This is a genomic window from Caulobacter sp. SRI_014, from assembly GCF_057586315.1.
Genome location: NZ_JBYCZQ010000006.1, coordinates 128,159 through 151,205, shown reverse-complemented (window position 1 = coordinate 151,205; position 23,047 = coordinate 128,159). Strand labels below are relative to the sequence as shown.

Genomic DNA, 23,047 nt, shown 5'->3' with positions numbered 1-23,047 from the left:
TTTGGAAATCCCCCCACTCGGCCGGCGACGCCAAGCCGTTACGCTACTGTTTCAGCAGCGTACCGACCTGAAACCGGGGGGACAATCGCTAACTCATGACGTTTATAAGAACGCCGTTCGCCTTTACGCCTGCACAACCCCGCGCCGGATCTGGTCGAGCTCGATGCTCTCGAACAGGGCCTTGAAATTGCCCTCGCCGAAGCCTTCGTTGCCCTTGCGCTGGATGATCTCGAAGAAGATCGGGCCGATCAGGTTCTCGGTGAAGATCTGCAGCAGGATGCCCTGCCCTTCGGTCGGGGCGCCGTCGACGAGGATCTTGTCGGCCTGCAGCCGTTGCAGGTTCTCGCCATGGCCGACGACACGGTCGTTGAGCAGCTCATAGTAGCTGTCCGGCGTGTCCTGGAAGCGGACGCCGCGCTCGCGCAGGGTCTCGACGGTGGCGAAGATGTCGTCGCTGCCGAAGGCCAGGTGCTGGATGCCCTCGCCCTTGTAGTCGCGCAGGAACTCCTCGATCTGGCTCTGGTCGTCCTGGCTTTCGTTCAGCGGGATGCGGATCTTGCCGTCCGGGCTGGTCATCGCCTTGGAGAACAGGCCGGTGACCTTGCCCTCGATGTCGAAGTAGCGGATTTCGCGGAAGTTGAAGACCTGCTCGTAGAAGTCGGCCCACTTCTTCATGTTCCCCCGGAACACGTTGTGGGTCAGGTGGTCGAGATAGGTCAGGCCGACGCTGTTGCCCGCCGCCTTCTCGGCCGCGCCCTCGATGGGGGCGAAGTCGACGTCATAGATGCTTTGGGCGCCATAGCGGTCGACCAGATACAGGTTGGTGCCGCCGATGCCCTCGATGGCCGGGATGTTCAGCTCCATCGGCCCGATCTTGCCCGGCGTCGCCGGCTTGGCGCCGCGCTCCAGGGCCAGCGAATAGGCCTTGGCGGCGTCGCGCACGCGGAAGGCCATGGCGTTGGCCGAAGGGCCGTGGGCGGCCTGGAAGTCGGCGGCCTGGCCGGACGGGTCCATGTTGAGGATGAAGTTGATGTCGCCCTGGCGGAAGTGCAGCACGTTCTTGGAGCGGTGCTTGCCGACCGCCGTGAAGCCCATCAGCTCCCACAGCTTTTTCAGCGTTTCCGGATCGGGCGATGTGAACTCGACGAACTCGAACCCGTCGGTGCCGAGCGGGTTTTCAAAGAGGTCCTTGGTGGCGGCGGGAGCGTTCATCTGAGTGAGCCTTTCCGATCGGGGGGATCGCTTCGACAATAGTATCATATGAAACTATCTGCGCAACGCGGCGGACACATCAAACGTCCTGCACAGCCTCGAGTTCGATTTCGCATCGGCAAGCCGATCCGAAATCGAAGTCGATTCTTTACTTAGAGTGGGAGCCCGTCCGGGCGGCGGAACCGGTGGCCACTTCCGCCTGACGGGCTCCGGGTTCGAAATCCGCTTGGCCTTTGCCTCGCCGGGCTCTAGCACAGGCCCATGCTGCGCAAACTTTACGATTGGGTGATGGGCCTCGCCGGCTCGAAACACGCCCCCTCCGCCCTCTTCGCCGTCTCGTTTGCCGAGGCCTCCTTCTTCCCCATCCCGCCGGACGTGATGCTGGCTCCGATGGTGCTCAAGCGGCCCGAGCGCGCCTGGTTCTACGCCTTCGTCTGCACCCTGGCCTCGGTGCTCGGCGGCATCGCCGGCTACGCCATCGGCTATTATCTGCAGGACCTCGGCCGCTGGCTGCTGTCGCTCGGCGGCCATGGCGGCGACCTCGACAGCTTCCAGTGCTGGGTCAATCAGTACGGGGCCTGGGTGGTGCTGATCAAAGGCCTGACCCCGATCCCGTTCAAGCTGGTGACCATCGCCATGGGCATGGGCAAGCTCAGCCTGCCGATCTTCATCATCACGGCCACCATCACCCGGGGCGCCCGCTTCTTCCTGGTCGCCGGGGTGGTCAAGGTCGCCGGCCCGGCCATGCTGCCGGTCATTGAAAAGCGCCTCGGCCTGGTCGCCGCCGGCGTAGTCGTCCTCATTGTCGCCGGATTCGTCATCGCCCACTTCCTCGGAAACGGCGCACCGTCTGTCTGTTAGAGGGGCCGTCAGCTAGAAGACCCGCATGCAAGCGCTCAAACGCCTGATCTCCTTCTTCCTGCGCCACTGGCCGGAGACCGCCCTGTTCTCGGCCGTGCTGATGCTGGCCATCGCCCATGGCTTCGAGGCCTTCCTCGGCCTGATGCCCTGCACCCTCTGCCTCAAGGCGCGCGAGGTCTATTGGGTGGCCGCCGCCGTGGCCATCGTCGCCATCATCGCCAAACGCACCCCTTGGGCCCGGCGCACGGCGCCCTGGTTCGACCTGGCGCTGGGGCTGATCTTCCTGTTCGGCGCAGGACTGGCCTTCTACCACGCCGGGGTCGAGTGGAAGTGGTGGCCGGGTCCGACCACCTGCTCGGGCAGCGGAGGCGGCGGCTCCTCGGCCGGCGGCGTCGCCGATCTCATGGCCGGAGGCGAGGTCCGTGGGCCCCAGTGCGACAAGATCGTTTGGTCCCTCCTCGGCCTCTCCATGGCCGGCTGGAACGTCATCGTCTCCCTGAAGCTGGCCGTGTGGAGCTTCATCGCCGCCGCCAACGAGCCGAAGACGGGCCTTCTCAAATGAGCGGCAAGCCGATCCCCGCCCGCCCCGGCATGGGCGCGCAGAACGCTCGCCTGGCCGAGATCCTGCGGGTCGACCAGGCCGGTGAACTGGCCGCCGTCCACATCTATCGGGGCCAGCGGGCCGTCATGGACCGCGCCCCCGGCATGGGCCGCACCGCCGCCCAGCTGGCCGAGATGGAAGGCCACGAGCAGGTCCACCTGACTCGCTTCGACGAGATCCTGGGCGAGCGCGGCGTGCGCCCGACCCTGATGTCGCCGGTCTGGCGCCTGGCCGGATTTGCGCTTGGCGCCGGCACCGCTCTGCTCGGCGAAAAGGCCGCCCACGCCTGCACCGAGGCGGTCGAGACGGTCATCGAGCAGCACTACGCCGGCCAGATCGCCGAGCTGGAAGCCCGCGAACCCGAACTGGCGGCCGAGCTCAGCAAGTTCCGCGACGACGAACTGCACCACAAGGAAATCGCCGTCGGCGAAGGCGCCCGCGAGGCGCCCGGCTATCCCCTGCTGTCGGCCGTCATCCGGGCCGGCTGCCGCGCCGCCATCAAGATCAGCGAGAAGATTTAGCGGAACCGCGACGGCTTGCGGCTGGTTGCCTCTGTAACCAGAGGAACCGCCATGTCAGACCCCGGCCCCGATTTCGAACCGACCCCCGGTCCCGCCCCGGCCAACGATCCCGTGCCGCCGGCCGTCGATCCCGACCTGCCGACCGAGCCCGGTCCGGCTCCGGCCACGGACCCGAGCCTGCCGCCGACGGTGTCCTAGCCCTCGAGGTCCTTCGGCGCCGCCCCGGCCATATGCTTCCACACGTGGCGCAACGCCTTCAGCTGCCGGGCGGTGGTCTCGCGTAGATCGTGCCGGTCCAGCAGTTCCAGCCCGACCTTGTTGCCCCGCCGCCAGGCCACCTTGGCGTCCCAGGCCACCCCCTCGCGCACTTGCAGCAGATGCAGTTCGTTGGGGATCAGGTGGGGCGACGGCGTCTCGACCAGAGCCCCGTCGGCGCTCAGGTTCCGGATTACGCAGTCGATGGTGATGTTGGCGCCGTCGGTGGCCAGCTTGCCGGTCAGCAGGGCGCGCTGCCTCTGATTGCGACGGCGTTCAACGGGACGGGAAGCGGGCGAGCTGGACATGGCGCAAGTTTAGGCGCCGGCTCGTTGCCAACACGTTGATATCCGAACCCCCTTTTCGTGGGCAGAAATAACCCTAATCTGGGCTTAATCTGATGCGCTTAAGGGGGCGCCGTGCTGTTCAAACCGAAGACAAACCGCAACGATTTCGAACGCGAGGTGCGCTTCGAGGTCGCCTACATGCGCGATCTGCACGGCGACTATGCCTATCTGGTCGCCAAGGAACGGGCCCAACGACCGCGGCTCGGCGGCCCCCGCAAACGGGTCATCGAGGAAGCCGCCCGCCGCCTCGCAGCCGAGCACAAGGCCGCCGCCAGCAAGGGGGGCGCCGCTCGCCGCCAGACGCTGAATCCACTCAGCGAACATTGATTTAGTTTAACATTTCAACGCTGAAATCCGCCAATACCCGGTCCGGGTGTACTGCGGCGGGATGCCGCATGCAGCATTTGATACAGGCGGGACGCGCGTCCTCCACGGCCTCGGGCCGCAGCTCACCGCCACCCCGGATATCCTGCTGCATTCGCTCGATCCGGTGCATGAGGCGGCCTATCTCGTCCGCCTGACCCGCCGCCACTACGAGGAAGCCAGCTTTCTCGACGACCGGGTCCTGGGCGACGACACCCCGGGCCTTTGGGCGCGAATCGACGAAATCGCCGAGCACGCCACTCCCCTTCCGGAACGCTGCGACTTCATCTTCCACGTCGGCCATGTCGGCTCGACCCTGCTCTCGCGCCTGCTCGGCGCCGCGCCCGGGGTTCATTCCCTGCGCGAGCCGACCGCCCTGCCCCTGCTGGCCCAGATCCACGCCCAACTGACCCGACCCGAAAGCCTGTGGTCGCCGGAACGCTTCGAGGAGGTCCTCAGCCTCTGCCTCAAGCTCTGGTCGCGCACCTATGGCCCCGGCCAGGTTCCCCTGATCAAGGCCACCAGCTGGGCCAGCGAACTGGCCCCCACCCTGCTGGCCCGGCCCAGCAAGCCCCGCGCCCTGATGCTGACCGCCGCGCCGGAAAGCTGGCTGGCCGGCGTCCTCGCCAGCCAGCACGGCCTGGGTGACGTCCGCACCTCAGCCACCATCGCCATGACCCGGCTGCATCGCCGGCTCGGCGCCGAGCCCTGGCGCCTGCACAGCATGGGCATCGGCGAACGCGCCGCCCTGGTCTGGTGCTCTGAGATGATGGCCATGGACACCGCCGCCCGGGCCAGCCCGGGCCAGGTGCTGGGCATGGATTTCGACATGTTCCTGGCCGACCCGATGAAGGGCCTGAGCGAGGCGCTGACGCACTTTGGCCAGCCCACCGACCCGCAGGTCGTCCAGGCCATCGTCTCCAGCCCGATCATGAGCCGCTACGCCAAGAACCCGACCCAGACCTTCACCCAGGTCACCCGCCGCCATCTGCAGGCGACGTCACGCGCCAACAACGCCGAGGAAATCGCCAAGGGCGTCGCCTGGATCGACGCCGCCGCCAGCCGCTTCCCGGCCATCGCCCACTTTGTGGAGCCCTGCTACGGCAAGGGCGGGGTGCTGACGCACTAGGCTTCCAGCTCGATGTCCCAGTACAGGTAGTCGAGCCAGCTTTCGTGCAGGTGGCCCGGCGGAAACCGCCGCCCCCGCTCCTGTAACTCATGCATCGAAGGCCGGCGCGGCGCCCTTCGCGGATGCATGTGCGCCTCTCTCGGTGTCCGTCCACCCTTGGCCAGATTGCACGGCGCGCAGGCGGTGACGATGTTTTCCCAGGTCGTCCGGCCGCCCCGCGAGCGCGGCAGCACATGGTCGAACGTCAGGTCCAGCGTCGAGGTGCAGTACTGACAGGTGAAGGCGTCGCGCAGGAACAGGTTGAACCGGGTGAAGGCCGGCGGCCGGTCCTGGCTGACGAACTGCTTGAGGCTGACCACGCTCGGCAGCCGCATCTCGAACGAGGGGCTGCGGATCACCTGGTCATAGGTCGACACGACATCGACGCGGTCGAGGAAAACCGCCTTGATCACGTCCTGCCAGGGCCAGACGGAAAGCGGATAGTAGCTGAGCGGCCGATAGTCGGCGTTCAGCACCAGAGCGGGCCAGCCTGAGGGCGCGTGGGAGGAAATCTCCATCACGCCGGCTCCCGGAATGTGGAACTCGCAATCGGACTGAAGACCCGCCTGCCTTTCCGTCTCTACGGGAATCGCCTGCATTCCCGATGACCCCTGGAAGATGGCGCCGAACCACGACGGCTCCAAGACACAGGTGCAAAAGAAAAGGGCCCCCGAAGGGGCCCGGAAGTCTTGTTGGATCGAATGGAATTTCGTGGGCGCTGGCGGCCGGTGAGGGCCGACCGCCCGCCCGATCGTTCTTACGCGCCGATAAAGGCGGTCGCGCCGGCCAGGATCAGACCCAGACCCAGGAACAGCACGGAGGCCGAACGGTCAAAGAGGCGTTCGAACGAAGACAGCTTGGAAACTTGCATGACACACACCTTTTAAGTTTGGGCCCCGTGTTGTCGGTGGCCCCCCGTTGATCCCCTCGTCTCACCCGGGGAGGGGGGCGAAGGGTTTGTCCGATCTGGACAGTGCTTAGATAGAAGGCCATCTAAGCGCTGTCAAGATGATCTTTACGGCGTTCGGATGAAAGTTTATACAGGTTCAATGAGCACCGCCGCTGTTGCCGATATCCGCCCCTACCACCACGGCGATCTTCGCCGCGCCCTGGTCGACGCCGCCATCCGGATTCTGGAGCGCGAGGGACCCAGCGCCCTCAGCCTGCGCGCCGTGGCGCGAGAGGCCGGTGTCAGCCCGGCCGCGCCCTACCATCACTTCAAGGACAAGGGCGAACTGCTCGACGCCGTCGCCCATGTGGGCTGGGAAGCCCTCGGCGTGGCCATGACTGAGGCCAAGACCCGGTCGACCGACCTCAACGGCCTGCTGACCGAGATCGGCGTCTCCTATGTTCAGTTCTCGCAGGTTCACCCCGCCCTCTACCGGGTGATGTACGACTGCTCCCGCGACAAGGACTCCTTGCCCGAGGGCATCCAGGACAACGAAGACAGCGCCTACTGCCTGGTGCGCGGCGCCTTCCGCCATGTCGCCGGCGACGAGGTTGCCGACGTCGACATCGAGCTGGCCACCATCGCGGCCTGGTGCGCCGCCCACGGCCTGGCCGAGATGAGCATGTTCAAGCAGTTCGCGCCCCTGAAGGAAGCCTTCGGCGGCGAACAGGGCTTCCTGCGCGCCGTGCTCAGCCATCTGGGCATGTTCACCCCGCGCACGGCCGACTGACGGAACGCCCGGCGCTTCCCACCCGTTAGGCAGGCTCACCAAAGCCGCTGAAGGGGCTCATTCGCCATGCTGATTTCCGACGTCATGACCGCCAACCCGCAGGTCGCCAAGCCCTCCGACACCGTCGCCGACATCGCCCGCCGCATGAACGACATCGACACCGGCGCCATCCCCGTCGTCGAGGACGGTCAGATCAAGGGCATCATCACCGACCGCGACATCGTCCTGCGCGTCGTCGGCGAGCAGCGCAGCTTCGACACCAAGGTGTCGGAGGTGATGACCACCGACGTCCAGACCTGCCGCGAGGATGCCTCCATCGCCGACGTCATCTTCCAGATGCAGGACAAGCAGATCCGCCGCATCCTGATCGTCGATGAAAAACAGAACCTGACCGGCATCGTCAGCCTCGGCGACGTGGCCCAGGAAGCCTCGGCCCGCAAGGCCGGCGCCATCCTCGAAGAAATCTCCGACGCTCCGGCCAACAACTGATCGGCCTGTAAGGCCGATCACCCCGGCGAAGGCCGGGGTCCAGCGCATGATGGCCTCCTCCCGCTCGCGGGGGGAGGTCGATCACGTTAGAGAGGGCGCGTGCCGCCCTTCGTCACCCGCTTCGCCCCCTCGCCCACCGGCTATTTACACCGGGGCCACGCCTATTCCGCCCTCACCGCCCATGAAGCTGCCAGAGCCGCCAACGGCCGCTTCCTGCTGCGCATCGAGGACATCGACGCCACCCGCTGCCGCCCGGAATACGCAGCCGCCCTGCTCGAAGACCTCGCCTGGCTCGGCCTGACCTGGGAGACCCCGGTCCGCCGCCAGTCCGACCACCTCACCGACTACGACGCCGCCCTCGCAGCCTTGCGCGACCTCGGCCTCGCCTACCGCTGCTTCAAGACCCGCAAGGAGATCGCGGAAGCCGCCCAATCCGCCCCCCACGGCCTCCCCGCCCCCTACACCGGCGCCCCGCTCCCCCCAGCCGAGGAAGCCGACCGCCTCGCCGCCGGACAGCCCTTCGCCTGGCGCCTCTCCCTCGCCGCCGCGCAATCCCAGCTCGGCGACCGCCAACTCACCTTCACCGAAGCCGGCGAAATCCGTCCCGCCGACCCCACGGCCGCCGGCGACATCGTCCTGGCCCGCAAGGACGTCGGCGTCGCCTACCACCTGGCCGTCGTCGTCGACGACGCCCTGCAGGGCGTCACCCAGGTCATCCGCGGCCAGGACCTCTACGAGGCCACCCCGGTCCAGCGCCTGCTCCAGACCCTGCTCGGCCTGTCCGAGCCGACCTATCGCCATCATCCCCTGCTGGTCGGACCGGACGGCAAGCGCTACGCCAAGCGCGATCAGGCGCAGACCCTTCGGGAGATTCGCAGCCGCGGCGTCACCGCCGACCAATTGCGCCGGGAGCTGGGATTTTGACGAACAATCGCGCCCTGCCCCTGATCGCCCTGCTCGCCGGCGCCTGCGCCATCGGCTTCGCCCCCATCTTCGTGCGCCTGACCGAGACCGGTCCGGCCGCCGGCGGCTTCTGGCGCCTGGCGTTGGCCCTGCCCCTGCTGGCCCTCTTCACCTTCAGGAAGTCCGAGCCCAGCCCCCGGCTGCCCACCCTGCCGCTGGTCCTGGCCGGCGTCTTCTTCGCCGCCGATCTCGCCTTCTGGCACTACGGCATCGGCATGACCTCGGTGGCCAACGCCACGGTGCTGGCCAACCTCACGCCCATCGTCGTCACCGTCGTCGGCTTCCTGGTCTTCAAGGAGCGGGTCGGCCCCATCTTCCTCGCCGGCATGGCGCTGGGCCTCATCGGCGCCTGGACCATGGCCGAGGGCCGGGGCGCCACCGCCCCCGGGACCAACCCGCCGCTCGGCGACATCCTCTCGGCCGCCACCGCCCTCTGGTACGCCGCCTACTTCCTGTGCGTGCGCCAGGCCCGCGCCCGCTTCGGGACCATGGCGGTGATGTTCTGGTCCAGCCTGGTCGGCGCCATCGGCCTTGCCGTCATCATGCTGGCCCTCGGCGAAGACATCCTGCCCGCCAGCCTCGCCGGCTGGGGCGCCTGCCTGGGCCTAGCCGTCGTCCACGTCACCGGGCAGGGCGCCATCGCCTGGGCGCTGGGCCGCTTGCCGACCGCCACGGCCAGCGTCGTGGTCCTGGTCCAGCCCGCCGTCGCCGCCCTGCTCGGCTGGATGATCTTCAGCGAAGCCATGACCCCGCTCCAGGGCCTCGGCGCCCTCGCCGCCCTGGCCGGCGTCGCCCTGGCCCAATGGGCCGCCAACCGCGACCAGAAGAAATCGGATCAGGCCGCCGGCCTGTCCCAGTAGCTGTAGGCAAACACCATCCGGAACCCGAACCGCTCGTACAGCGCGATCGCCGGCGCATTCGGCGCCTCGACCTGCAGGTAGCTCTTGCTCGCCCCCGCCGCCCGCGCCCCGGCCATCAGCGCCGCCACGATGTCCTGAGCCAGCCCCTGCCGCCGGTACGCCGCCAGAGTCCGCATCCCGAACACTCCGGCCCAGTCACTCTCGATGGCCGAGCCACCGATGGCCACCGGTTCACCCTCGACCTCGATGCTGGCGAAGACGCGCGGCCGGGCGATCCGGTGAAACGCCCCCATCCGCTCCGTCGCATCCTCGGCATTCTCCTGCGTCCCCAGGAACACCCGCTCGAAGGCTTCGCCGACCGTGTCGGCCACCGACACGCGCTCGGGCCGCGCCACATCCGGAATGTCCGCCACCATCATCAGGGTCGGCGTTCGCGCCCGGTACCCCCGCGCCGCCAGCTCGGCCTCCAGCGCCGGCAACGGCCCGGCCGGCTTGAAGACCGGCAGCAAACCCCGCGCGCCGTACCAGGCCTCGACCGCATCCACCGCCTCGGCCATCGGCAGGGACGGCTCCCCAAGCGGCCAACAGGCGTTCAACCGTCCAGACCACCCCGTGGACGCGTTCAAGATCCACGACCCCAGGCTCGAACGCTCGGCCGCCGGCCAGGCCCGGTCGGCGACCCGCTCCAGCCCTTCGATGTCGCTCGCGTCCACTACGGCTCCGCCAGCAGCGCCCGCACCAGCTCCATGGCCTCCGGCCCGCTCCAGTCGGCCTCGCCCGAGAGCCGCGCCCGCTCGACGCCCTTCTTGTCGTAGATCACCGTCGTCGGCATGCCCTGCGCCGGAGGGCTGAGCTGGAACGGCAGGTTCATCGAGCCGTCGCGGTAGTAGGCCAGGGGCCGGTTCTTGGCCATGAAGGCGCGCGCCTGCATGTCCTTGTCGTCCCTGTCGATGCTGATCGCCACGACGGCCACCGGCTGGCCCTGATAGGTCGCCGCCAGCCGCGAGAAAGTCGGCATCTCCAGCAGGCACGGCGCACACCAGGTGGCCCAGAAGTTGACGATGGTCACCTTGCCCTTGAACGAGGCGATGGTGACGTCCTTGCCGGCGGCGTCCTTGAACGCCGACGTCGGGGCGGGCTGCGGAGCTTTGGTGATTTCCAGCTTCTCGAGCTTGCCGCGCTTCAAGGTTTCGAGGTTTGCGGGTCCATTGGGGACTATGACCGCGCTCAGGATGACATATAGAACCGCCAGCACGCCCACCAGGACGGCTACCGTGATCGCCCACCGCAGAATATCGGGCCGCCGACCGGCCTTGGACACTTCGCTCATATGACCGACGACTCCTCGAAAAAATCCCCAGCCGGCCAAGCCATGTGGGGCGGGCGTTTCAGCGCCAAGCCGGCGGACCTGATGCAAGCCATCAACGTCTCCATCGGCTTCGACCGCCGTCTCGCCAGCCAGGACCTGGCCGGTTCGAAAGCCCACGCCGCCATGCTGGCCGCCGTTGGGGCGATATCTAGCGAGGATGAGGCGCAAATCCAGCACGGTCTTTCGACCATCGAGGCGGAGATGGCCGCCGGGACCTTCCCCTTCCGCGACGAATACGAGGACATCCACATGAATGTGGAGGCCCGCCTGGCCGAACTGATCGGCGAACCCTCGGGCCGCCTGCACACCGCCCGCAGCCGCAACGACCAGGTCGCCCTCGATTTCCGCCTCTGGGTCCGCGAGGCCTGCGACCGCACCGGCCATCAGTTGAAGGCCCTGCAACGCGCCTTGCTGGACAAGGCCGAACAGCACGCCGACGCCTTGATACCCGGCTTCACCCACCTGCAGCCGGCCCAGCCGGTCACCTTCGGCCACCACCTGATGGCCTATGTCGAGATGTTCGGCCGCGACGCCAGCCGCTTCGCCGACGCCCGCGTCCGCATGAACGAAAGCCCGCTCGGCGCCGCCGCGCTTGCCGGCTCACCGTTCCCCATCGACCGCCACCAGACGGCCGCCGCCCTCGGTTTCGACCGCCCGACCGCCAACAGCCTCGACTCGGTCGCAAGCCGCGACTTTGCCCTGGAAGCCCTCGCCGCCGCCTCGATCGCCGCCACCCACCTCTCGCGGCTGGCCGAAGAAATCGTCCTGTGGATGACCCCGCAGTTCGGCTTCATCAAGCTGTCGGACGCCTTCACCACCGGCAGCTCGATCATGCCGCAGAAGAAGAACCCCGACGCCGCCGAGCTGGCCCGCGCCAAAGTCGGCCGCGTCTTGGCCGGCTTCACCAGCCTGACCGTGGTCATGAAGGGCCTGCCTCTGACCTATTCGAAGGACATGCAGGAGGACAAGGTCCCCACCTTCGAGGCCTTCGACAGCCTCGAACTGGCCCTGCTGGCCATGGCCGGCATGGTCGCCGACCTCGAACCCAACCGCGAGCGCATGGCCGCCGCCGCCGGCTCAGGATTCTCGACCGCCACTGACCTGGCAGACTGGCTGGTCCGCGAGCTCGATCTGCCCTTCCGCCAGGCCCACCACCTGACCGGCGCCGCCGTAAAGCGCGCCGAGCAATTGGGTGTCGACCTGCCGCAACTTTCGCTCGATGAGTTGAAAGCGTTGGACCCCCGCATCACCGATGGCGTCTACTCGGTCCTCACCCCTGCCGCCTCCGCCGCCAGCCGGCAGAGCTACGGCGGAACCGCTCCCGATCAGGTGCGCAACCAGATCGCCCGCTGGAAGGAACTGCTCTCGTGAAACGCGCCCTGATCCTCGCCGCCCTGATCCTCACTCCCGCCCTCGCTGCTTGCGGCAAGACCGGCGACCTGGAGCGCCCCGGCCCGATGTGGGGTCCGGACGAGCGCCCGCCCGCCGAGCGCGCCAAGGAAGAGCAGGCCCGCCGCGAAGCCTCCCAGCGGGCCAACAAGCCGGCCAAGCCCGGCAGCGACCAGGAAGTCCGCGACCCGGCCTCCAGCACCGCCAACATCCGCCAGCAGCCGATCGCCGGCACGAACGACCCGTTCGGCAAGCCGCCCCAATAGACCGTGAACCACTTCGAGACCCGCTCCGGCGACCTCTACTGTGAAGACGTCTCCCTGGCCGCCGTTGCTCAGGCGGTGGGCACCCCCGTCTATGTCTACAGCCAGGCCACCCTGGAGCGGCACTTCAACGTCTTCCGCGAGGCCCTGCGGGCCTACGCCAATCTCGGCGAGCCGCTGATCGCCTATGCGGTCAAGGCCAACGGCAACGTCTCGGTCCTGCGCGTCCTCGGCGCCCTGGGCGCCGGCGCCGACACTGTCTCCGAAGGCGAGATCCGCCGCGCCCTGGCCGCCGGCATCCCCGCCAGCCGCATCGTCTTCAGCGGCGTCGGTAAACGCCCCCAGGAGATCGAGTTCGCGCTTCTGGCCGGTGTCGCCGAGATCAACGTCGAGTCCGAACCGGAACTCGACCTCATCGCCGCCATCGCCGAACGCCTGACGGTCCAGGCCCCCGTGGTCTTCCGCGTCAACCCCGACGTCGAGGCCGGCGGCCACGCCAAGATCGCCACCGGCAAGGCCGAGAACAAGTTCGGCGTCTCCTTCACCGAGGCCCGCCGCCTCTACGCCAAGGCCGCCGACCACCCCCACCTCAACCCGCTCGGCGTCGCCTGCCATATCGGCAGCCAGATCAGCGACTTGCGCCCCTTCGAACAGGCCTTCACCAAGATGCGCGGCCTTGTCGAAACCCTCCGTGCGGAGGGCTTTCGCGTCGAGCGGCTCGACCTCGGCGGCGGGCTGGGCGTGCCCTACTTCAACATGCCCGAGCCGCCCTCGCCGGCCGACTACGCCGCCATGGTGGCCCGGGTGATCGGGAACTTAAACGTCCAGCTGGCCTTCGAGCCCGGCCGCATGATCGCCGCCAATGCCGGGGTCCTGGTCTCCCAGGTTATCCACCGCCACGAGCGCCCCGAAGGCCGCAAGTTCCTGGTCCTCGACGCGGCCATGAACGACCTGCTGCGCCCGGCCATGTACGACGCCTTCCACGACATCCGCCCGGTGGCCGCCACCAACGCTATCCCTGAGCCCTTCGACGTCGTCGGCCCGGTCTGCGAGACCGGCGACACCTTCACCCGCGACCGCATCATGCCGTCCCTCGACAGCGGCGACCTCGTCGCCTTCATGAGCGCCGGGGCCTACGGCGCGGCCATGGCCAGCGAGTACAACAGCCGCCCCCTGGTCCCCGAGGTCCTGGTCCACGGTGACAAGTTCGCCGTCATCCGCCGCCGCCCGACCTATGAGGAAATGCTGGCCGACGAGGCCCCGGCCGACTGGCTGTGATCGCCGTCCCCGAGATCGTCCGTCGCCGCGCCGCACAGCAGGGCGATGCCGGAACCGCCTGGCTGGAAGCCCTCGACAGCACCGTCGCCGACCTCGCCCGCGACTGGTTCCTGACCGTCGGCGACGTCATGTCCGGCGGCACCGAGGCTCTGGTCCTCGACGTCACGCAAGCCAACGGCGTCCCCGCCGTCCTCAAGCTGCCCTATCCCGGCTCCGACCCCACCGACCGCGAACGCCGCGCCTTCCAGGCCGCCGGCGGCCGGGGCTACGCCACCCTGCTGAACCATGACCCGGCCAGCCGGGCCATGCTCCTCGAGCGCCTCGGCCCCATGCTCGACAGCCTCGGTCTCTCCCTCGACGAGCAACTTCAGGCCATCTGCCAGACCCTGCGCCAGGCCTGGACCGCCCCCATCCCGACCGACCCGATGATGACTGGCCCCGAGAAGGCCGCAGACCTCGCCGCCTTCATCGAAGCCACCTGGGACGATACCGGCCGTCCCTGCCCCCGCGCCGTCATCGACCAGGCCCTGGCCTTCGCCCAGGCCCGCGCCGCCGCCCACGACCCGGCATCCAGCGTCCTCGCTCACGGCGACGCCCACGGCTGGAACACGCTCGCCGATCCGCACCACCCCGGCCGGTTCAAGTTTGTCGACCCTGACGGCCTGATCATCGAACCGGCCTACGACCTGGCCATCCCCATGCGCGAATGGTCCTCGGACCTCCTCGCCGGCGATCCTTTCGAACGCGGCCGCGCCCGCTGCCGCCGCCTGGCGCAGCTGACCGACCTGGCCGAAGAACCGATCTGGCAGTGGGGCTACATCGAGCGCGTCTCGACCGGCCTCGCCTGCCTGCAGCTGGGTCTCCCCGAAGGCCCCGCCATGCTGGCCGTGGCCGAGGCCTGGGCTCAGACCGACGGCGGTCCGTAGCGGTTGGAGTCCGTCTTCCCGGGCATGGCCAGGAAGGCGATCAGCAGCCCCAGCGCCGCCAGGTAGAGGACGTTGTTGGCGAAGACGAGGAAGAAGGGCCGCAGGTCCGGATGCTCGCCTACCGTCATGGCCTCCATGGCGAACGGAAACAGCACCGATGCCGAGACCAGCAGGATGATCGGCGGCAGGCCCCAGAACCCTGATCGGCCCGTGTCATGCAGCCGCCGCGTCACCGCCGCCGCCACAAGCACAAACAGGCCGGCGATCACGACGCGCATGCCGCCAAACAGCTTGCCGAAGTCAGGCATCAACTCGGGATGGTGGCCCTCCACCGTCACTTCGACGCCGCTGGTCGAATAGGCCACGCTGCCGCTGCCCGGGTTCTCCGCCACGTACTTGGTCATCCGGTCGAAGCTGGCGTTGATCTCCGGGACCATGACCGCCCCCATGGCGACCATCGCCAGCGCCACGACCACCGCCGCATAGGGCCAGAACAGCCCGCGCCGATCCCGCCCCTTGAACCGTATGAGGCCCTTCAGGCCGTGAACCACGGAATTCATCAACGCCACCTCCAACAGCGTTGGAGGATTTCACGCAAACTCAGTCCCACCAAGGGTATTGCGGCGGCATGTCTTGCGACACCTTGCCCGGGAAGGCCGGCTTGCGCTTCTCGAGGAAGGCCGAGACGCCCTCCTTCACATCGGGGCTCGCCCCCATCGCCATATTGGCCGGCCCATCGACAGCCAGCACCTTGAACAGGTCCGGCTCCCCCATCGCGCGCCATAGCAGCTGCCGGACCATGGCGATCGACACCGGCGAGGTCTCCTCGGCGATCTCCCGCGCCATCTCCTGCGCGCGCGCCAGCAGGTCCTCGGGCGCCACAACCTCGCTGACCAGCCCGCCCCGCAACGCCTCGGCCGCGTCGAACACATCGGCCCGGTAGCACCAGCGCAAGGCCTGCGGCAGCCCCACCAGCCTTGGCAGGAACCACGCCGACCCCGCCTCCGGCGCCAGCCCCCGCCGCGCGAACACGAACCCGAACTTCGCCTTCTCCGAAGCGATGCGGATATCCATCGGCAGGGTCATGGTCACCCCCACTCCGACCGCCCCGCCGTTGATCGCCGCGATCGATGGCTTGCGGCAGGCGAAGATCGCCCCCACGAACCCACCCTTGGGCCCCGGCGCCTTGCGCGCCCCGAATAGCCTGTCGCCGTCCCCGCCAAAACTGTCCGACCCCGAACCCATATCCGCCCCGGCGCAGAAATGCCGCCCGGCCCCGGTCACCACCACCACCCGCACCGCGTCGTCCTCGTCCGCCGCCACAAAGGCGTCGGCCAGATCGATGCCCATCTGGGCCGTGTAGGCATTGAGTTGCTCGGGCCGGTTCAGGGTCAGGGTCAGCACCCCGTCCTTCAGCTCGGTGAGAAGGGTCTCATAGGCCATGGCGCTCTCCCGCCGGCCTCTGCCGGGCCGGACAGGATCAGCCTGTCGCCGCTTGACGCGCGCGGCAAGTATGACGTGGCGTCAGTCCATCGCCCCGATGTACGGCAGCCCGCGCATCGTCCCGGCCACATCCAGCCCATACCCGACCAGGAACCTCGGCGGCGCCTCCCAGGCCACGAAGTCCGGCTCCAGCGCCCGTTTCTCCGGCCACGGCTTGCGCGCGAACACCGCCGTCAGCACCTCGCTCGCCCCCGCGTCGCGCGTCAGCCGCGCGGCCTCGCTGAGCGACAGCCCGGTGTCGAACACATCATCCAGGATCAGGGTCTTGCGGCCCAGCACCGGCCGCTGCAGGTCGGCCCGCACCTCGCACCGCCCGTACGACGCCCGCGCATCCTTGTACGAAGACAGCCACAGCGCATCGAAATGCACCAGCCGCCCATGCCGCGCCAGGGCCCGGGTCAAATCCGCCGCGAACCAGATGCCGCCGGTCAACAGGCAGATGGCCACCGTATCGTCGTCGATGCGCGGCGCGATCTGGACGGCCAGGGCCTCGACCGCCGCCGCGATCTCGGCCTCCGAGATCAGTACGGTCGGCGTCTCCTTCATCAGTGCTGTTCCTCGGTCGTCCCGGCGGCGGCCGGCAGCGCGTTGGGATCGTGGGCATCGAGCGGCCTGGCCTCCTCAGCCACCACCGGGCCGGGTTCAGCCGAGCCGCGCAGGGCCGGCGCCTCGGGCATGGGGGCCGCCACATGTTTCGGCTTCGGCCTGGTCGCCACCGTCCCCTTTTCCGTGACGAAACCGACCTCGATCTGCGAGGCGGTCTTGGGCGGATCAAGCAGCACCACGGCGAAGTGGCGCGTCTCCCCGGCCGGGATCACCGGATCGGCGGCGTGGGCGATCTTGGCAAGGACCCGCTTGTCCTGCTTGTTCAGCAGGCTGATCTGCAGAGGCGGCGCCTTCACAGGCTCGCCCCGAATGTTGCGGATGACGCCGGACACCGACAACGCCGCATGCCCGTCCTGCAGGGCCGGTTCGAAGCGGATGTCCTCGATCTCCAGCCCGATGGAATTGACGTCCAGCCCAACCGCCGCGAAGGCCGACGCCGACTTCGGCCAGATCCGCACCACGCTCTCGCGGCCGACCACGGCCCCGACGCCCAGTACGATCAGCATCGCCGTCATGCCGGCCCAGACGATGCCCGTCGTCGCCGCCTCGCGGACCCGCTTTTCCGACTGGGCCTTGGCGCGGAAGACCTTGGGCAGTTCTTCGCCGGGCAGTTCGACCAGCGGCGCGGGGTCGGGGGTCAGGGTCGAGGGCTCGACGCCGACGGCGCCTTCATCCCCACTGATCGACAGGTCCAGATCGGGTTCCGCACGCGCGGTCCACCGATGACCGCAAGCCTTGCACTTGACAGTCCGGCCGGTCGCGCCGACCTGATCGTCGCCAACGAAATACCGGGTAGCACACTCTGGGCAGGTCAGTATCATGGCCGGCGAATCGGTCCGCTCCCGCAACTCTATGTGAGGTCGCCGATTCCGGCTCCCATGTCCACTGACCGCAACGCCTACACGAGCGAATTGGCCGCCAGCCCGACCCTGCGCTTCTCCGGCGTCGGCATGCGCTATGGTCGCTCGGCCGAGGTGCTGAAGGACATCAATTTCGAGCTGGCGCCCGGCTCCTTCCACTTCCTGACCGGCGCCTCGGGGGCCGGCAAGTCGAGCCTCTTGAAGTTGATCTACATGGCCGAGCGTGCGTCGAGGGGCCGCATCGAGATGTTCGGCCGCGACATCGACCAGATATCTCCCGCCGATCGCCCCTTCCTGCGTCGCCGCATCGGGGTGGTGTTCCAGGAGTTCCGCCTGCTCGAACACCTGAGCGCCTTCGACAACTGCGCCCTGCCGCTGCGCATCTCCGGCGGCAAGCCGGACAAGTACCGCGCCGACGTCGCCGAGCTGATGAGCTGGGTCGGCCTCAAGTCCCGCCAGCACGCCCTGCCCGCCACCCTCAGCGGCGGCGAGAAACAGCGCCTGGCCATCGCCCGCGCCGTCGTGGGCCGCCCCGACATCCTTCTGGCCGACGAGCCCACCGGCAACGTCGACCACGGCCACGCCCTGCGAATCCTGCGCCTGTTCGTCGAGCTCAACCGCCTCGGCACCACCGTCCTGATCGCCACCCACGACGAGGACCTGGTCGCCCGCAGCGGCCAGCCCGTCCTGCACCTCGATAACGGACGACTGCTTGCCTACGGCCGGAGCGACGGCCGATGAGCGACACCCTCTTCGACCCCACCCGCTGGAAGCCGGGCCCCCTGCTGCCCCGCCGCGACGCCCGTGACGGCGCCCTGATCTTCGTCGTCGCCGTGCTGACCTTCCTTGCCTGCCTGACCGCCATCGGGGCCCTGGCCGCCGACCGCGCCGCCCGCGGCTGGACCAGCCAGCTCAGCGACAGCGCCACCGTCGTCATCCAGCCCCGCGGCCCCGAAACCCCTGACGCCGCCGCCGCCCGCGCCGCCGAGGCGCTGGCCGGGGTGAAGGGCGTCTCCGAAGCCCGCGCCCTCGAAAAGGAAAAGGCCGAGGCCCTGCTCGAGCCCTGGCTTGGCCGCGAAGCCCTGATCGACGACCTGCCCGTCCCCCGCCTGGTCACCGTCGACCTCGACCCCAAGACGCCCGCCAAGGCCGTAGATCTCGACCGCGCCCTGAAGGCCGCCGGCGTCGACGCCAAGGTCGATGACCACAGCGTCTGGATCGAGGACATCCAGCGCGCCGCCGGCATCGCCCGCTGGGCCGCTCTGGCCATCTGCCTGTTGATCATCGCCGCCGCCACCGCCGTCATCGGCTTCGCCACCCGGGCCGGCCTCGCCGCCCACCGCGACGTCATCGAGGTGCTGCACCTTTCGGGAGCCGAGACCGGCTTCGTCGCCCGTCTGTTCCAGACCCGGTTTGCCACCGCCGCGGGCATCGCCGGCCTGTTCGGCGCCGGCGGCGCGGCCCTCGTCGCTGCCCTCGCCCGCCTCGCCGGCGGCGGCCAGGGCCTGACCCCCGTCCTGCCGCTCGCCTGGATCGACCTCCTGGCCGTCCTGCCTGCTCCGCTGCTGGCCGCGCTCACCGCCGCCATCGCCGCCCGCCTGGCCGCCGCCGCCATCCTGCGCCAGATGGGCTGATAATTTTACCCAGGCGAAATTATTGAGCCCCCGGAATCGCCTCCCTCGGCGTAGCCCTCGCCGTTGGCGCCAGCGATCAACATTCCCCGCCCCGACACCAACGTCCCGCCAACGCCGATCTCAACGTTTGGGGCCCGCTCAACAACCTCGGCGCCAACGAAAACAGGCGCGTTTTCAAAATCTTGCACCAGAACTGGATTTGGCCCGCGCGGGCGCCGTGAGATAATGGCGCCAGCTTCGATAAGCCCTCGCCCCACGCCCCCACTTCCCCAACGGCTGGAACCCACTAGAACTTAACCATGCGCCGCCTTTCCCTGCTGCTCATCCTGGTTGTCGTCTGGTTCGTCGGCCTGCTGGCCTTCGCCGGCCGCGTCGACAAGCTGAGCCCCGCCGCCGAACCGCCCGTTTCGGACGCCGTCGCCGTGCTGACCGGCGCCTCGACCGAACGCATCAAGGTCGCCGTCCGCCTGCTCGAAGAAGGCAAGGGCAAGCGGCTGCTGGTCAGCGGCGTCAACACCGAGGTCACCCGAGAGGACCTGCAGGCCGTCACCGGCGCCTGGAAGCCGATCTACCAGTGCTGTGTCGACCTCGGCTTCGAGGCCGCCGACACCAAGGGCAACGCCCAGGAAATCGCCGCCTGGACCGAAAAGCACAGCTTCAAACAGGTGATCGTCGTAACCGCCGACTACCACATGCCCCGCTCGATGCTGGAACTGCGCGGCCAGATGCCGGGCGCCAAGCTGATCCCTTACCCGGTCAAGACCGACGCCGTGGACGCCGCCAAGTGGTGGCAGGACCAGACCCAGATCCGCCGCATGACGCTGGAGTACTGCAAATACCTGGCGGTGCTGGTCCAGGAATCTGTCATGGGCCTGTTCCGCAAAACGCCCGACGCTACCGCGCCGCAGCCCAAGGAAGGGGCGAAGTGAACGTCCTCCGCTCTCTCGTCTTTCTCGTCGTCTTCTATGTGGTCTCGGCCATCGCCGCGATCGGCCTCTCGCCGCTGCTGCTCGGTCCGCGCAAGCCGCTGATGGCGGTGATGAACAACTGGGGCCGGGTGGTCACCTGGTTGCTGCGCGTTATCTGCGGGGTGAAGGTCGAGGTGCGCGGCCGCGAGCATCTGCCCACCGGCGCCGCCCTGATCGCCACCAAGCACCAGCGGATGTTCGACATCTTCGGCGCCTTCGCCTTCCTGCCCGACGCCTGTTTCGTGCTGAAGAAGGAACTGGTCTCCATTCCCTTCTTCGGCTGGTGGGCACTGCGCTCGCACATGATCGTCGTCGATCGCGAGGGCCATTCGGCCGCCCTGCGCAAGCTGGTCACCGACTCCCAGGACCGCATGAAGGAAGATCGCCAGCTGGTCATCTTCCCGGAAGGCACCCGCAAGGACCCGGGCGAGGCCGGCGACTACAAGCCCGGCATCGCCGCCCTCTACCGTGAGCTCGAACTGCCGGTGACCCCGCTCGCCCTGAACACCGGCCTGCACTGGAACGTCGCCAGCGGCTTCGTCATGCGCCCCGGGACCATCGTCTTCGAATTCCAGCCGCCGATCCCGCCCGGCCTCAAGCGCGCCGAGTTCATGCGCCAGCTGGAAACGTCCATCGAGACCGCCTGCGCCCGCCTGGCGGCGGAAGACCACTGAGCGGCCTGACCCAACGGCTGGCGACAGAGGCCGACATCCCGGCTCTGCGCGTTGTGATCGAAGCTGCCATCGACACCCACCTTGCCGCCGCCCTGACGCCCGCCCAGTTGGCCGCCAGCAAACAGCTGATGGGCCTGGACAGCCAGCTGATCGCCGACCGCAGCTACTTCATCGCCGACCTGGACGGCCAGATCGCCGGCTGCGGCGGCTGGAGCAACCGGGCGACGCCCTACGGCGGCAATCACACGCCCGGGCGCGACGCGGCGTTGCTTGATCCGGCGACCGACGCCGCCAAGGTCCGCGCCATGTACACCGCGCCCGGCTTCGAACGCCGGGGGGTAGCGCGGCTGATCCTGGGCCTCTGCGAGGGTGCAGCGAAGGCGGCCGGCTTCTCAAAGGTGGAACTGACCGCCACCATGTCCGGAAAACCCCTCTACGAAGCCTGCGGCTACCACCCCATCGAAGCCTTCCACGATGACCGCGCCGGCGAGCCGGTGCCTTTGCTGCTGATGGGGAAGGCCCTCTAGCCTTCGACCATCTTCAACAACCGCTCCATCCCCTCATCCCGGATGCCCTCGGCCCGCAGGTGCTCCACCAGATCCGTCAGGTAATCCTCGTTCCGCCCCGACAGTCCCACCGCCCCGTGGATCAGTTCCGCCTGCCGCTCCAGGCTCAGATCACCCGCCCACTGCGCATGACCCTTGTCCGACAGGAAGACCAGCGCCGGCGCCCGCCCGCCGCCATTCAGCCGCACCTCGCGCCAGGCCTCGACATAGGTCTCCGTCGGCTGCTCCCGCTCGCGCAGATAGGCGTAGACCTCCGGCCAGGCGTCTTCCGCCACTCGATAGGCCGCTCCGCGCACCGCCCCGCCCGGCGCCAGGCCAAGCACCAGGCCCGGCCGCTCGTAGGTCCCCCGATGATGCACCGAATAGATGCAGAACGCTCTTCTCCGGCCGTGGAGAACCGCGCCCTTTCGCTCTACAAACGGGAACCCTGGCCGCCACATCAGCGATCCATACCCGAACACCCAACGGCCTTCGCCGCCTGAACCGTCCATATTACGCCGACCTGAAAGAGCGCCCTTTGCCAAAGACCGAGAATGGGACCCTGCCCGAACCCGCGCCGCGCCGCAAACGCGGCATCGCCCTGCCCTTCATTCTGGCCGCCATCGTCATCGCAGCCTGGTCCGGCGGATGGTGGTACATGCGCGGCGAGGCCATGCGGCGGATGGACGAAACGGCCAGGACCATGGGCGACAAGGGCTATCGCCTGACCTGGTCCGAGCGCACGGTCAGCGGCTTTCCCTTCCGCCTGGACGTCAACCTGAAGGACGCCACGGTCTCCGAACCCTCCGGCTGGCAGCTGACCGCGCCGCTGATCAAGGCCGAGGCCTACATCTACCGCCTCGACCACTGGGTCATGGTCACCCCGCAGGGCCTGACCTTCACCCGTCCCGACGGCGGCGCGGTCATCGTCCAGGGCAAGGCCATGCGCGCCTCCCTGTCCGACCTCGACAAACATCCGCCCAGCCTCATGCTCGAGGGCGTCGACCTGACCTTCAACCCGGAAGCCGGCGCCAAGCCCTACTTCCTGTCGGCGGCCAGGCAGCTGAACATGAAGATCATGGCCGGGCCCGATGACCTGGGCGGCGTCCTGCTCCACATCGGCGGCGCCCGCATGGCGCTGGAGGGCCTGGCCGCCCGCGCCACCGAGGGCGCCCCCGTCGACATGGACCTCAACCTGACCCTGACGAGGATGTCGGCCCTCAAGGGCGAGGACTGGGAAGGCGCCGCCCGCGCCTGGGCCCGGGACGGCGGGGTCATCCAGGTGCGCCAGGCCCAGGTCACCGGCGGCGCGGCCAAACTCTCCGCCAGCGCCGGCACCCTGACCCCGGACGCCAACGGGCGTTTGAGCGGCGACCTCGACGCCACCCTCGGCGACCTGACCGGCAGCGGCCAGGCCCTGCAGGGCCGCGTCAGCCTGAGCGACGGCAAGGCCCGCATCGGCCCACTGGAGATCGGCCCCTCACCCCGGGTGTGGTGAGGCGTCGGCGGCCATACCTAACTTTGATGATGCGGGGACGCTCCAGCCCGTAGACGGTTGACGTCCGGTACCACCTTGGGGGGCGGGCCGGTCGTGGATGGGGGGCGTCATGTCCGGGTTTGCTGCAGTGATATCGGCATCGGGTCTCAGTGGGGCCAACGGGTTCCGGATCGTTCAGGGGGGATCGAATTCGGGAGCGGGCGCTTCGGCTTCCG

Annotated in this window: 30 protein-coding genes; 20 read left to right on the top strand and 10 right to left on the bottom strand. The window is 68.5% G+C overall.

The genetic code is table 11. The features are described from left to right. Positions 1-123: 123 nt before the first annotated feature. A complete protein-coding gene (gene hppD / locus AC2YG9_RS14855) occupies positions 124-1,212 on the bottom strand; it encodes a 4-hydroxyphenylpyruvate dioxygenase (protein WP_487298756.1) in 1,089 nt (362 codons plus the stop codon). 261 nt (positions 1,213-1,473) lie between these two features. Between hppD and AC2YG9_RS14850 the strand changes: the two genes are divergently transcribed. The 4 genes from AC2YG9_RS14850 to AC2YG9_RS14835 are packed head-to-tail and all read left to right on the top strand — an operon-like array spanning position 1,474 to position 3,393. Continuing rightward, positions 1,474-2,073 carry a YqaA family protein gene (locus AC2YG9_RS14850; RefSeq protein ID WP_487298755.1) on the top strand — a complete coding sequence of 200 codons (600 nt, stop codon included), beginning with the start codon at positions 1,474-1,476 and terminating at the stop codon, positions 2,071-2,073. Positions 2,074-2,098: 25 nt separating this feature from the next. Continuing rightward, on the top strand, positions 2,099-2,635 hold the full coding sequence (locus AC2YG9_RS14845) for a disulfide bond formation protein B (RefSeq protein WP_487298754.1): 537 nt from the start codon (positions 2,099-2,101) through the stop codon (positions 2,633-2,635). Further along, a complete protein-coding gene (locus AC2YG9_RS14840; protein WP_487298753.1) occupies positions 2,632-3,195 on the top strand; it encodes a demethoxyubiquinone hydroxylase family protein in 564 nt (187 codons plus the stop codon). The genes AC2YG9_RS14845 and AC2YG9_RS14840 overlap by 4 nt, the downstream gene beginning before the upstream one ends. Positions 3,196-3,246: 51 nt before the next feature. Next, a complete protein-coding gene (locus tag AC2YG9_RS14835) occupies positions 3,247-3,393 on the top strand; it encodes a hypothetical protein (protein ID WP_487298752.1) in 147 nt (48 codons plus the stop codon). On the opposite strand, the gene AC2YG9_RS14830 is transcribed toward AC2YG9_RS14835, so the two are convergent. After that, entirely contained in the window at positions 3,390-3,758 is a 369-nt protein-coding gene (locus AC2YG9_RS14830; protein ID WP_487298751.1) for a PilZ domain-containing protein, read from the bottom strand. The two genes, AC2YG9_RS14835 and AC2YG9_RS14830, sit on opposite strands and share 4 nt — an antisense overlap. Positions 3,759-3,869: 111 nt before the next feature. Between AC2YG9_RS14830 and AC2YG9_RS14825 the strand changes: the two genes are divergently transcribed. Both AC2YG9_RS14825 and AC2YG9_RS14820 read left to right on the top strand, forming a co-directional pair. Beyond that, positions 3,870-4,124, top strand: a complete 255-nt coding sequence (locus AC2YG9_RS14825; protein WP_487298750.1) for a hypothetical protein — start codon at positions 3,870-3,872, stop codon at positions 4,122-4,124. A gap of 61 nt (positions 4,125-4,185) precedes the next feature. Further along, positions 4,186-5,289, top strand: a complete 1,104-nt coding sequence (locus AC2YG9_RS14820) for a hypothetical protein (protein WP_487298749.1) — start codon at positions 4,186-4,188, stop codon at positions 5,287-5,289. Here AC2YG9_RS14820 and AC2YG9_RS14815 read toward each other — a convergent pair. Beyond that, complete coding sequence (locus AC2YG9_RS14815) at positions 5,286-5,846, bottom strand: HNH endonuclease (RefSeq protein ID WP_487298748.1); 561 nt, start codon at positions 5,844-5,846, stop codon at positions 5,286-5,288. The genes AC2YG9_RS14820 and AC2YG9_RS14815 overlap by 4 nt on opposite strands. A 531-nt stretch (positions 5,847-6,377) precedes the next feature. Between AC2YG9_RS14815 and AC2YG9_RS14810 the strand changes: the two genes are divergently transcribed. The 4 genes from AC2YG9_RS14810 (at position 6,378) to AC2YG9_RS14795 (ending at position 9,319) form a co-directional block, all read left to right on the top strand. Further along, on the top strand, positions 6,378-7,007 hold the full coding sequence (locus AC2YG9_RS14810) for a TetR/AcrR family transcriptional regulator (RefSeq protein WP_487298747.1): 630 nt from the start codon (positions 6,378-6,380) through the stop codon (positions 7,005-7,007). Positions 7,008-7,073: 66 nt separating this feature from the next. Beyond that, positions 7,074-7,496, top strand: coding sequence for a CBS domain-containing protein (locus tag AC2YG9_RS14805; RefSeq protein WP_487298746.1), 423 nt, complete (start codon positions 7,074-7,076; stop codon positions 7,494-7,496). A 99-nt stretch (positions 7,497-7,595) separates the two neighbouring features. Continuing rightward, complete coding sequence (gene gluQRS, locus AC2YG9_RS14800; protein WP_487298745.1) at positions 7,596-8,420, top strand: tRNA glutamyl-Q(34) synthetase GluQRS; 825 nt, start codon at positions 7,596-7,598, stop codon at positions 8,418-8,420. Then, positions 8,417-9,319 (top strand): DMT family transporter, encoded by a 903-nt coding sequence (locus AC2YG9_RS14795; protein WP_487298744.1) that lies wholly within the window; start codon positions 8,417-8,419, stop codon positions 9,317-9,319. The genes gluQRS and AC2YG9_RS14795 overlap by 4 nt, the downstream gene beginning before the upstream one ends. On the opposite strand, the gene AC2YG9_RS14790 is transcribed toward AC2YG9_RS14795, so the two are convergent. Both AC2YG9_RS14790 and AC2YG9_RS14785 read right to left on the bottom strand, forming a co-directional pair. Further along, positions 9,295-10,032: a GNAT family N-acetyltransferase gene (locus tag AC2YG9_RS14790; protein ID WP_487298743.1), complete on the bottom strand. Its 738-nt coding sequence runs from the start codon at positions 10,030-10,032 to the stop codon at positions 9,295-9,297. The two genes, AC2YG9_RS14795 and AC2YG9_RS14790, sit on opposite strands and share 25 nt — an antisense overlap. Further along, positions 10,032-10,649, bottom strand: coding sequence for a TlpA family protein disulfide reductase (locus AC2YG9_RS14785; RefSeq protein WP_487298742.1), 618 nt, complete (start codon positions 10,647-10,649; stop codon positions 10,032-10,034). The genes AC2YG9_RS14790 and AC2YG9_RS14785 overlap by 1 nt, the downstream gene beginning before the upstream one ends. Here AC2YG9_RS14785 and argH point away from each other — a divergent pair, their 5' ends adjacent. Genes argH through AC2YG9_RS14765 form a run of 4 tightly spaced genes read left to right on the top strand, consistent with a single transcriptional unit; the run spans position 10,650 to position 14,544 of the window. Beyond that, positions 10,650-12,059 (top strand): argininosuccinate lyase, encoded by a 1,410-nt coding sequence (argH, locus tag AC2YG9_RS14780; RefSeq protein WP_487298741.1) that lies wholly within the window; start codon positions 10,650-10,652, stop codon positions 12,057-12,059. It abuts the gene before it with no gap. Then, on the top strand, positions 12,056-12,343 hold the full coding sequence (lptM, locus tag AC2YG9_RS14775) for an LPS translocon maturation chaperone LptM (RefSeq protein WP_487298740.1): 288 nt from the start codon (positions 12,056-12,058) through the stop codon (positions 12,341-12,343). The genes argH and lptM overlap by 4 nt, the downstream gene beginning before the upstream one ends. Before the next feature lie 3 nt (positions 12,344-12,346). After that, on the top strand, positions 12,347-13,618 hold the full coding sequence (gene lysA / locus AC2YG9_RS14770) for a diaminopimelate decarboxylase (RefSeq protein WP_487298739.1): 1,272 nt from the start codon (positions 12,347-12,349) through the stop codon (positions 13,616-13,618). Next, on the top strand, positions 13,615-14,544 hold the full coding sequence (locus AC2YG9_RS14765) for an aminoglycoside phosphotransferase family protein (RefSeq protein WP_487298738.1): 930 nt from the start codon (positions 13,615-13,617) through the stop codon (positions 14,542-14,544). Before lysA ends, AC2YG9_RS14765 begins: the two co-directional genes overlap by 4 nt. Here the strand turns inward: AC2YG9_RS14765 and AC2YG9_RS14760 are convergent. The 4 genes from AC2YG9_RS14760 to AC2YG9_RS14745 form a co-directional block, all read right to left on the bottom strand. Continuing rightward, positions 14,523-15,104, bottom strand: coding sequence for a DUF805 domain-containing protein (locus tag AC2YG9_RS14760; protein WP_487298737.1), 582 nt, complete (start codon positions 15,102-15,104; stop codon positions 14,523-14,525). The genes AC2YG9_RS14765 and AC2YG9_RS14760 overlap by 22 nt on opposite strands. 40 nt (positions 15,105-15,144) lie before the next feature. Further along, positions 15,145-15,987 carry an enoyl-CoA hydratase-related protein gene (locus AC2YG9_RS14755; protein WP_487298736.1) on the bottom strand — a complete coding sequence of 281 codons (843 nt, stop codon included), beginning with the start codon at positions 15,985-15,987 and terminating at the stop codon, positions 15,145-15,147. 81 nt (positions 15,988-16,068) lie between these two features. After that, complete coding sequence (locus AC2YG9_RS14750; protein WP_487298735.1) at positions 16,069-16,593, bottom strand: phosphoribosyltransferase; 525 nt, start codon at positions 16,591-16,593, stop codon at positions 16,069-16,071. Further along, entirely contained in the window at positions 16,593-17,474 is an 882-nt protein-coding gene (locus AC2YG9_RS14745; RefSeq protein ID WP_487298734.1) for an MJ0042-type zinc finger domain-containing protein, read from the bottom strand. Before AC2YG9_RS14745 ends, AC2YG9_RS14750 begins: the two co-directional genes overlap by 1 nt. A 57-nt stretch (positions 17,475-17,531) precedes the next feature. Here AC2YG9_RS14745 and ftsE point away from each other — a divergent pair, with 57 nt between their 5' ends. From ftsE to AC2YG9_RS14720, 5 genes are all read left to right on the top strand, one after another. Further along, the gene (gene ftsE, locus AC2YG9_RS14740; protein ID WP_487298733.1) at positions 17,532-18,254 is read left to right on the top strand and encodes a cell division ATP-binding protein FtsE; all 723 of its coding nucleotides are present in this window, start codon (positions 17,532-17,534) and stop codon (positions 18,252-18,254) included. Next, a complete protein-coding gene (locus AC2YG9_RS14735; protein ID WP_487298732.1) occupies positions 18,251-19,147 on the top strand; it encodes a cell division protein FtsX in 897 nt (298 codons plus the stop codon). The genes ftsE and AC2YG9_RS14735 overlap by 4 nt, the downstream gene beginning before the upstream one ends. A gap of 299 nt (positions 19,148-19,446) precedes the next feature. Beyond that, a complete protein-coding gene (locus tag AC2YG9_RS14730) occupies positions 19,447-20,076 on the top strand; it encodes a YdcF family protein (protein ID WP_487298731.1) in 630 nt (209 codons plus the stop codon). Further along, positions 20,073-20,789 (top strand): lysophospholipid acyltransferase family protein, encoded by a 717-nt coding sequence (locus tag AC2YG9_RS14725; RefSeq protein WP_487298730.1) that lies wholly within the window; start codon positions 20,073-20,075, stop codon positions 20,787-20,789. The genes AC2YG9_RS14730 and AC2YG9_RS14725 overlap by 4 nt, the downstream gene beginning before the upstream one ends. A 53-nt stretch (positions 20,790-20,842) precedes the next feature. Further along, positions 20,843-21,316, top strand: a complete 474-nt coding sequence (locus AC2YG9_RS14720; protein ID WP_487298729.1) for a GNAT family N-acetyltransferase — start codon at positions 20,843-20,845, stop codon at positions 21,314-21,316. Here the strand turns inward: AC2YG9_RS14720 and AC2YG9_RS14715 are convergent. Continuing rightward, positions 21,313-21,846: a gamma-glutamylcyclotransferase gene (locus tag AC2YG9_RS14715; RefSeq protein WP_487298728.1), complete on the bottom strand. Its 534-nt coding sequence runs from the start codon at positions 21,844-21,846 to the stop codon at positions 21,313-21,315. The genes AC2YG9_RS14720 and AC2YG9_RS14715 overlap by 4 nt on opposite strands. Positions 21,847-21,872: 26 nt before the next feature. Between AC2YG9_RS14715 and AC2YG9_RS14710 the strand changes: the two genes are divergently transcribed. Next, entirely contained in the window at positions 21,873-22,832 is a 960-nt protein-coding gene (locus AC2YG9_RS14710; RefSeq protein ID WP_487298727.1) for a DUF2125 domain-containing protein, read from the top strand. The last annotated feature ends 215 nt before the right edge of the window (positions 22,833-23,047 follow it).